The sequence below is a fragment of the Variovorax sp. 10L426 genome, assembly GCF_056395305.1.
In genome coordinates this window covers 22,489-30,438 of sequence record NZ_JBFTJF010000034.1, presented here as the reverse complement: position 1 = coordinate 30,438, position 7,950 = coordinate 22,489, and the positions used below count along the sequence as shown (strand labels likewise).

The window sequence follows — 7,950 nt, the reverse complement described above, 5'->3', positions numbered from 1 at the left end:
CTTTGCACGACAACCCGAAGGGAAGGTATGCCAGGACGGGCCACTCGGCGTTGCGCTCCTTGCATGTGCCAACGCACATGCGGCGTCGCGCGCCTTGATTGGCCCGTCCTGGCATACCTTCGCGACCCCGGAAGTAGTGTGAACAGGCCTTAACGCGCGGACCAGCGCGAGCGCGCCAGCGCGATGAACTCGGCGGCGCCCCACAGAAGGGCCAGGCCAATGCCGCGCCACAGAGAGCCGGATGAGAGTCGGAAGAGACGGGTCATGATCACGCCACGCTAGCGTGCGCATGTGACGTATTGATGTCCGCCGGTGTCGCTATCCTGCGCGCACCCGACTCTTCCATCCGCGAGTGACTTCAACGGACCTGCCCGAACTGCTGGAACTGCAAAGGCTCGCCGAGTTGGCGGGCGCGCACATCACGCGGCGCGTGCTGTGCGAGGTCAACGCGGGCCAGCAGCGCTTCGCCGTCGAGGCCTTCATGTTCGGCAGTCAGCGCGCAGACGCGCCGGCCGTCGGATTCTTCGGCGGCGTGCACGGCCTGGAGCGCATCGGCGCGGAGGTCACCATCGCCTATCTCCGCAGTCTCGTGATGCGGCTGCAATGGGACGACACCCTGCATCGGCAACTGGAGACCGTGCGCCTGGTGTTCATGCCGCTGGTCAACCCCGGAGGACTGTGGCTCGGCACACGCGCGAATCCGAATGGGGTCGATCTGATGCGCAATGCGCCAGTGGAATCTCGCGAGCGCGTACCTTTCCTCATCGGCGGGCAGCGTGTGAGCGCGGCGCTGCCTTGGTATCGCGGCGCGGCGGGTGCGCCGATGGAGCGGGAGAGCGCCGCGCTGTGCGAGCTCGTCGAGGCGGAACTGCTGGGCCGTCCATTCAGCATCGCGGTGGATTGCCATTCGGGCTTCGGCTTGGCCGATCGCATCTGGTTTCCCTTCGCACACACGTCCCGGCCCATCGCGCATCTCGCGGAGATGCATGCGCTGTGCGCGATCCTCGACGACACGCTGCTTCACCATCGTTACGTGCTGGAGCCGCAGAGCCGGCAGTACCTGACGCACGGCGACTTGTGGGATCACCTCTACCTGCGCGCCTGCGAAAGAGAGGAAGTCTTCCTTCCCCTGACGCTGGAGATGGGTTCGTGGCTCTGGGTCAAGAAGAATCCGAGGCAGATTTTTTCGCGCCACGGCATCTTCAATCCGGTGATTGCGCATCGGCAGCAGCGCGTGCTGCGCCGCCATGTCGGCTGGCTGGATTTCCTCATGCGCGCGGCCTGCAGCCACGAGCGCTGGGTGCCGACCGGCGCCCGCAGGGACGAACACACGCAGCGCGCGCTGGCGCGGTGGTACGCGAAGGAAGCCCGACGATGAGCACCTGGCTCCTGTTGCGAGGACTCGCGCGCGAAGCGGGCCATTGGGGCGCGTTCCCGGGAATGCTGCGCGAGCGCTTGCCCGGCGCGCGCGTCGTTGCGATCGATCTGCCCGGGAACGGCAGTCTGCACAACGAGCGAAGCCCCGCCTGCATCGAGGACACGGTCGAAAGCTGCCGACGCCAACTGCAGGGGATGGCGATCGAAACGCCGGTGCATCTGCTCGCCATGTCGCTCGGCGCGATGGTGGCCGTCGAGTGGGCGCGGCGTCATCCCGCCGAACTGGCCGCATGCGTGCTCGTCAACACCAGCCTGAGGCCCTTCAGCCCGTGGTACCGGCGCCTGCGGCCGGCCAACTACGGCGCGCTGCTCGGCCTGTTGCGTCCTGGGCAAGATGCTCGTCGGCGCGAGGAGACGATCTTGCGGCTGACCAGCCGCCATCCGCCGCGGCGCGATGCCGTCATCGGCGAATGGACGGCCTTGCGCGAGGCGCATCCGGTGAGCGCTGCAAACTCCTTGCGACAGTTGCTCGCCGCTACGCGCTATCGCGCGCCTGCCGAGGCGCCTGTCGTGCCGCTGCTCGTGCTGTCGAGCCGGCGCGATGCGTTGGTGGACGTGCAATGCTCACGGGCGCTCGCGCGGGCGTGGGGTGTCGCCATCATCGAGCACCCCACGGCCGGTCACGACCTCGCGCTGGATGACGGCCCCTGGCTTGCGCGCCAGGTCGGCGAATGGGCCGTGCCGTCGCTCATTTGTGCCCGTCGGCCGGTTGCAGGACGTTGCCCTTCAGCGTGACGGCCTTGCCGATGGGCGGCGCGCTGCTCGTCTCCACCCTGCGCAACGACCCGTCCTGCATGCGGACGCTGACTTCGTAGACCGTCTTCGTGTGCGTGTGCTTTTCGATCGAGTTGCCCGCGAAACCTCCGCCGACCGCGCCGAGCACGGTGGCCGCCGTGCGGCCATTGCCGCTGCCGATCTGGTTGCCCACCAGGCCGCCCACCACGCCTCCCGCCACGGCGCCAACACCGGTAGTGGGCTGCTGGTGTTGCACGGTGTGGACTGATTCGACGTGACCGCAGACTGAGCAGACCTTGACCGGCGCGGGTGCAGGTGCGGTCATGGGCGCCGGCGCTGAGCCCAGTCCGCCGGCTTCCGTATTGGCCTGCGCCACCTTCGGCGGGATGACCTCGGGAGCCCGGACTGGCGCCTGGGCGGCAGCGGCCAGCGGCGGAGGCGGCGCGGCCTGCGCGGGCGGAGGCGCGGGGAAGTCGTCCGGCGCCTTCAGCGGCGGCGCGACCGCCACGGTGGTCGGCGTCGCGCCGCTGCTCACTTCCTTGTGGACCAGCGCGCCTCCGAGCGCAGCCACGGCGATCGCCAACACGCAGATCGCTGCCCAGAGCGCCTTGGGTGACTTGCCCGTCGGTGCGACGGGTTGGTCGAGCGAAGTCGATTCCATGCATTCCTTTCCTGTCCTCGGTGCGAAGGCACCGGATACGAGCAAAGCATCGCCGATGCGAGCCGCCTGTCAATTCGCCGGGTCCTACAAAGACTGTGCGTCAAGGGCTACACCGCGTGCAAGGTCGCTTTCATCCGGCTTCGTATGATGGGCTTGCGGCCGGGCGTTCCGGCATTCATCCGCTCATTCATGAATCACGACACTGTGCAGACGCCCGTGGTCTGCGTCGTCGACACCGACGAGACATTTCGACGAGCCGCTTGCCATCAATTGGTCGCCGCGGGTTATCGGGTGCGCGGCCACGGCTCGGTCGGCGAGCTGCTGCATACGGACATCGGCGACGAGCCAGCATGCTTTGTTCTGGATCTCCACATGGCGCGGCCCGATTGGCTCGACCTGCAGTACGTGATCACGCGCAGCGCCGAGCCGCTTCCGGTCATCGTGGTGACGGCCAAGGCCAGCGCGCGTGACACTCTGCGGGCCATGAAAGCGGGGGCCAAGGATTTCTTTCTCAAGCCTGTCGACGGCGAGGCGCTCGTGGCCGCCGTGCGGAATGCAGTGACCCATCACATCTCTCGGCGGGAGGCCTTGAAGCAGATCAATGCAATGAAGGCCCGCTTCGCCACGCTCACGCCGCGAGAGCGGCAGGTCGCGGCGATGGTCGTGACGGGAGCGCCGAACAGGGATATCGGCGCGGCGCTCGGCACCGCGGAGCGGACAGTGAAGCTGCATCGCGCCAATGCGATGGAAAAAATGGGTGCGAGATCGTTGCCCGACCTCGTTCGTGCGCTCGGCCAGATCGATGGTGGTTCCCTGGGCCAGACGGTCTGAATTCCCGCCGACCCCCGTCGGATTGCATACGGGCGGTGAACGACGGCCCACGAGAGATGGTGTCCTACATCGCGCCAGGCGCATGCCGTCCCATACTGCTCTGCCTTTTTGCTTTCGGGGGATTCCGAATGAACGTTCTGATCGCTGACGACAGGGCGGCACGTGGCCGTTGCCTGTCGCGCGCTGCCGTCGGATGAAGGCATCGCCCGGTGCACGCAGCTGGATGGCGGCGGGTGTGCGCCATGAACTCCTCACGCGCGCGCTACCGGCGCTTCGCCACGAGATGGCAGCGCCGGTGTCGGTGATTCGCATGAGCGCGCTGCTCCTGAAGCGCCAGATGTCGGGCGCAGCGGCAGGCGATGCTTCTGCGTGGGCAGAGCGCGTGGCGCTCATCGAAGAACAGGTCGCGGCACTCGCGCTCGGCGTGCATGCGCTGCGCGACTGGGAGCTGTCGACCGACGATGAAGGCATCACGCGAGGCAACCTCGTGGCGCGTTGTACTGCGCTCATGCGCGTGGCCTTCGAGCTGCGCGGCATCCGCATCCATGTGGGCGAGGGACTGTCACCGGCGGAAGGCGAGCGGCGCTTCCCGGCCGGTGCGGCCCTGCGCTACATGTTCCTCGGTGCGTTGGGCTACTTGCACGACAGTGCGCCCAATATCGCGGAGATCCGCGTCGAAGCGGAAGGCGAGGATGCATTGCGCTTCTCGGCCCGGCACGGCGAGTCCACGCCCACCGATCCCCTGGCCGATGCGCATCGCGCTCCGCGTGCGCTGGCCATCGATGCGATCGCGCTGCAATCGCTGGCCGAAGGCCTGGGCTATTCCTTGTCGGTCGAACCCGACTCGGTGTGCTTCGCGCTCGGAACCGCCTTGGCGCCCGCCTGACCGTCGTCGCACTCGGCCATCATCCGGATGCTGCGCTCGACGCGGCCCGTCATCTTCTCGTTCAGATGGGTCCAGCCGCGGTACATCGGCACGACGACCAGCCAGCCGATGCCGATGACCCCGCCCAAGGCGCCCATGTATTGCCAATGCATCGGTTCCATCTGATTGCCCGTCCTTCCTCTCTCCAGGATGCAATGGTAGCCACGAGTTTTGGGGATTGGGCCAAGGCTTCCGCGACTTTTGTGCAGCGCCGATTCGCGAAAGAATACTTTCTGTCGCGTTTCCGGCCCGACGGGCTCGGAGGGCCGATTAGCAGCAGGCCAGCGTCGGAGTGCGGCGGGTCGAAAGAAGCGCTCGCAGCTTCGCCGGCGCGACCGGCTTGGTCAGCAGCATCACCCCACCTTGGCGCAGGCGCTGCAGCGATTCAGGTCCGGTGGCGCCGGACACCAGCACTGCCAGGGCGTCGGGTTGAAGCCGGCGCGTGTCCTCGATCACTTCCATGCCGTCTTCGTCGCCGGCCAGTTGCAGGTCGCAGAGCACGACGTCGAAATGCGCATGGGATTCGTCGAGCCGCGTCAGCGCCTCCCCGCGCGTGGAGGCGCAGTCCACCTGGCAGCCCCATTGCTCGAGCAGCGTCCGGCTGCCGTCGAGGATGGCCGGATCGTCGTCGACGACGAGGCAGTGCAGGCCGGCCAGCGGTGCCGAGACGGCCGGTTCTGCCTTGGGCGTCGCTACGTGGCGCGGGTCGGCCGCGGGCAGGTCGAGCGAGAAGGTGCTTCCGGCCTGCAGGGCCGATCGCAGGCTGACGCGCGTGCCGAGCAACTGGGCGATGCGCGCGCAGATCGACAGGCCGAGGCCGAAGCCCTGGCGGCGGTCGCGCTCGGTGTTCGCGACCTGGTAGAACTCTTCGAAGATGCGTGCCTGGTGGATCGGCGCGATGCCGACACCGTTGTCCCGCACCTCGATGCGAACACCGCGGCCCCTGCGGCGCGCGGCGACGAGCACCGTCCCGTCCGGCGGTGTGTGGCGGATCGCGTTGCTGACGAGGTTGCCGACGATGCGCTGCAACAGTGCCGGGTCGCTGAGCACGGCCAGTCCGCGGTCTTTCCACACCAGCCGTACGCGTGCGGCCGTGGCGGGCGCGGCATGCTGTGCGTCGAGTTGATCGAACACCGTGGCCAGCGACACGCCGGCGATCGTGGGCGTCAGCACCTGCGCGTCGAGCCGCGAGATCTCCAGCAGATCGTCGAGCAGCACGCCCATGAAATCCGTGGCTTCCTGCAGGCGCAGCACGGCAGGGCGCTGCATGGGGCTCGCCGTGGGCAGCAGGCCGTCGATGAACAGGCCCATCGCGTGCAACGGTTGGCGCAGGTCATGGCTCGCCGCCGCAAGGAAGCGGGCGCGGGAGAGCGCCGCCTGCTCGGCCTCGGCCATGCGCTGCAGGGCGACGGCAGTGGCTTCGCGCACCTTTTCATCGCTCATTTGCCGGTGGCGCTGCAGGCGCTCCGCCAGGCGATTGATGTCGTGCGCGAGGTTGACGAACTCGTGTTGCGCGCGGCGCTTGCCGGCTTTCGGGTCGCGGTCGTCGTCCGCTGTCAGCGTGACGACGTTGCAGCGCGCGTCGAAGCGGCCGGCCTCCAGTGCCGCGACGGTGCGCGAGATGCGCCGCAGCGGCTGGACGACGGCGCGCGCCATGTGCCGCACCCAGGCCCATGCGAGCAGCAGCGCGATCATCGCGATGCCGATGCCCGCCATCAGCGAGCGGGTGCGTTCATGGGTGTAGGCGGTGGTGTCGCGGAAGGTCTGGACCAGCCCGATCGGGGCGTCGCCGGAGGCGGTTGCGCCGGCGGGCGCGAAGGCGCTGGTCCGCGAGGCTTCGCGCAATGTGATCGGCGCCGTGAACATGCGCAACTGCCCGAGCGAGGCCGGCTTCGGCCCGGCGGTGACGTAGATCCCGGCGCCGTTGCTGATCTCGACCCGCGTGGCCTGGCCGCCGCGCAGTGCGGCATTGGCGACGTTCTGCAGCGCCGGCACGTCACCCGCGTAGAGGCTCAAGTCGGACATTGCAGCGACCTGCTTCGCGACGGCCTGTCCTTCGGCGTCGAAGGCGGATTCGAGCGTGGCGAGGCGGCCGTTGGTGAACCAGCCGGTGAGCGCCAGTGCCACCGCCGCACACGGCACCACGCCTAGGCGGAACAGGTCGCGCTGCAGGCTTCCGTCGACCGGCAGGTCTCGGCTTTCAACCGCTGGCGGGTCGGTCGGGCGCACCTCCGAAGCCGGGGCGGGCAGTGAATGTGGGGCGGCGGTCATCGAACTGCGGTGACCCGCTCCGTGAGTTCGCGTTCGTCAGGCAGGCGCAGCCCCAGCCCGCGCGCCACGGTGGTGTTGACGCGCACCGTCGCCGGTGTCGCCGCCTCGACCATCACACCGCCCGCACTGCTTGTGACGCTGTTCGCGGCCAGCTTCAGGCCAAGTGCGCGCGCTTGTTGGGCCAGTTGCGTCGGCGTGGACACCGCGGCTGCCAGCCCACCGGAGCGCACCAGTCCGTCGTTCGTTCCGAAGACCGGGAGACCTGCACTCGCTCCGGCACGCAGCACCGCTAGCGTGGCGGCCTGGCTGTCGCCGATCATGTCGGGCAACACCAGCAGTGCGTCGCTGTGCGGCAGCAGGACCCGCAGCGCCGCAGCCAGCGATTTTGCGTCGGGCGCGTATTCCACCTGCAGGTCCCAGCCCTGTGCAGCGCCTTGCAGTTCGCGCACGACCGGTTCCGATTCGGCGGTCGCCACCACGCCCAGCCGGCGCTTGCGCGGCAGCACGGCATCGATCAACGCCAGCTGGTCCGTCATGGCCGGCTCGCGCAGCAGCACGCCGATCTGGCGGTCGGGGTGCCGAAGGGCGGGGGTCATCTTCAGGGTTTCGTAGTCGAGTCGGCTCAACATCACGAGCACCAGCGGGTCCTGCCCGGGTCGCTCGATCGCCATGCGCGCGGCAACCATCCCGACGGCCATCGTGACCTGTATTTCGGCTGCGGTGGCGCTGCGTACGCCGCGTGTTCGTGTAGGCGCTGTCGTACTTTCCTGCTCCGCGCCGGCAGTTCCGGCGGCGATATGGATCAGGTCGAAGCGGCTGCCCGCCTCCTGGGATTCTCGCAACTGGAGAACGAAGTCCGTGTGGGCCGCGCTGTCGTCGGCCATCAGCACCGTGAGCCCGGCCGCGCTCGCCGCGCTCCAGACCGTCGCCGCGCAAGCGCAGGCGATGGCCGCAATGGCTCGCCGCTTCTGAAGCAACGGTAGGAAACGGTTCGCAAGCATGGACTGCATCCGCAGTGGGTGTTGGGGCCAATGTACGGACGAGGCTCTTTGTGCGCGATAAGGCAGAGGGCTTATGTCGCTTGAGCGTG

Annotated in this window: 8 protein-coding genes; 4 read left to right on the top strand and 4 right to left on the bottom strand. The window is 68.2% G+C overall.

All coding sequences use genetic code 11. The features are described 5' to 3' along the window. The first annotated feature begins 352 nt into the window (after nucleotides 1-352). Both AC1DHL_RS28870 and AC1DHL_RS28865 read left to right on the top strand, forming a co-directional pair. Complete coding sequence (locus AC1DHL_RS28870; protein ID WP_478105769.1) at nucleotides 353-1,378, top strand: M14 family zinc carboxypeptidase; 1,026 nt, start codon at nucleotides 353-355, stop codon at nucleotides 1,376-1,378. After that, complete coding sequence (locus tag AC1DHL_RS28865) at nucleotides 1,375-2,172, top strand: alpha/beta fold hydrolase (RefSeq protein ID WP_478105771.1); 798 nt, start codon at nucleotides 1,375-1,377, stop codon at nucleotides 2,170-2,172. The genes AC1DHL_RS28870 and AC1DHL_RS28865 overlap by 4 nt, the downstream gene beginning before the upstream one ends. On the opposite strand, the gene AC1DHL_RS28860 is transcribed toward AC1DHL_RS28865, so the two are convergent. Further along, entirely contained in the window at nucleotides 2,126-2,833 is a 708-nt protein-coding gene (locus AC1DHL_RS28860) for a glycine zipper 2TM domain-containing protein (protein WP_478164217.1), read from the bottom strand. The two genes, AC1DHL_RS28865 and AC1DHL_RS28860, sit on opposite strands and share 47 nt — an antisense overlap. 189 nt (nucleotides 2,834-3,022) lie before the next feature. Between AC1DHL_RS28860 and AC1DHL_RS28855 the strand changes: the two genes are divergently transcribed. Together AC1DHL_RS28855 and AC1DHL_RS28850 are read left to right on the top strand one after the other, a co-directional pair. Further along, entirely contained in the window at nucleotides 3,023-3,664 is a 642-nt protein-coding gene (locus tag AC1DHL_RS28855; RefSeq protein WP_478105775.1) for a response regulator transcription factor, read from the top strand. 193 nt (nucleotides 3,665-3,857) lie between these two features. Continuing rightward, the gene (locus AC1DHL_RS28850) at nucleotides 3,858-4,550 is read left to right on the top strand and encodes a hypothetical protein (protein WP_478105777.1); all 693 of its coding nucleotides are present in this window, start codon (nucleotides 3,858-3,860) and stop codon (nucleotides 4,548-4,550) included. On the opposite strand, the gene AC1DHL_RS28845 is transcribed toward AC1DHL_RS28850, so the two are convergent. The 3 genes from AC1DHL_RS28845 to AC1DHL_RS28835 form a co-directional block, all read right to left on the bottom strand. Then, the gene (locus AC1DHL_RS28845) at nucleotides 4,484-4,711 is read right to left on the bottom strand and encodes a hypothetical protein (protein ID WP_478105779.1); all 228 of its coding nucleotides are present in this window, start codon (nucleotides 4,709-4,711) and stop codon (nucleotides 4,484-4,486) included. The genes AC1DHL_RS28850 and AC1DHL_RS28845 overlap by 67 nt on opposite strands. A 148-nt stretch (nucleotides 4,712-4,859) precedes the next feature. Next, nucleotides 4,860-6,860 (bottom strand): ATP-binding response regulator, encoded by a 2,001-nt coding sequence (locus AC1DHL_RS28840; RefSeq protein ID WP_478164216.1) that lies wholly within the window; start codon nucleotides 6,858-6,860, stop codon nucleotides 4,860-4,862. Then, nucleotides 6,857-7,861, bottom strand: coding sequence for an ABC transporter substrate binding protein (locus AC1DHL_RS28835; protein WP_478164215.1), 1,005 nt, complete (start codon nucleotides 7,859-7,861; stop codon nucleotides 6,857-6,859). The genes AC1DHL_RS28840 and AC1DHL_RS28835 overlap by 4 nt, the downstream gene beginning before the upstream one ends. Between the last annotated feature and the right edge of the window lie 89 nt (nucleotides 7,862-7,950).

What these genes read in the sequence shown, in the direction of transcription:
- AC1DHL_RS28865 (WP_478105771.1), top strand. Translation starts at nt 1,375, where the DNA reads ATGAGCACCTGGCTCCTGTTGCGAGGACTCGCGCGCGAAGCGGGCCAT.
- AC1DHL_RS28860 (WP_478164217.1), bottom strand. Translation starts at nt 2,833, where the DNA reads ATGGAATCGACTTCGCTCGACCAACCCGTCGCACCGACGGGCAAGTCA.
- AC1DHL_RS28855 (WP_478105775.1), top strand. Translation starts at nt 3,023, where the DNA reads ATGAATCACGACACTGTGCAGACGCCCGTGGTCTGCGTCGTCGACACC.
- AC1DHL_RS28850 (WP_478105777.1), top strand. Translation starts at nt 3,858, where the DNA reads ATGAAGGCATCGCCCGGTGCACGCAGCTGGATGGCGGCGGGTGTGCGC.
- AC1DHL_RS28845 (WP_478105779.1), bottom strand. Translation starts at nt 4,711, where the DNA reads ATGGAACCGATGCATTGGCAATACATGGGCGCCTTGGGCGGGGTCATC.
- AC1DHL_RS28840 (WP_478164216.1), bottom strand. Translation starts at nt 6,860, where the DNA reads ATGACCGCCGCCCCACATTCACTGCCCGCCCCGGCTTCGGAGGTGCGC.
- AC1DHL_RS28835 (WP_478164215.1), bottom strand. Translation starts at nt 7,861, where the DNA reads ATGCTTGCGAACCGTTTCCTACCGTTGCTTCAGAAGCGGCGAGCCATT.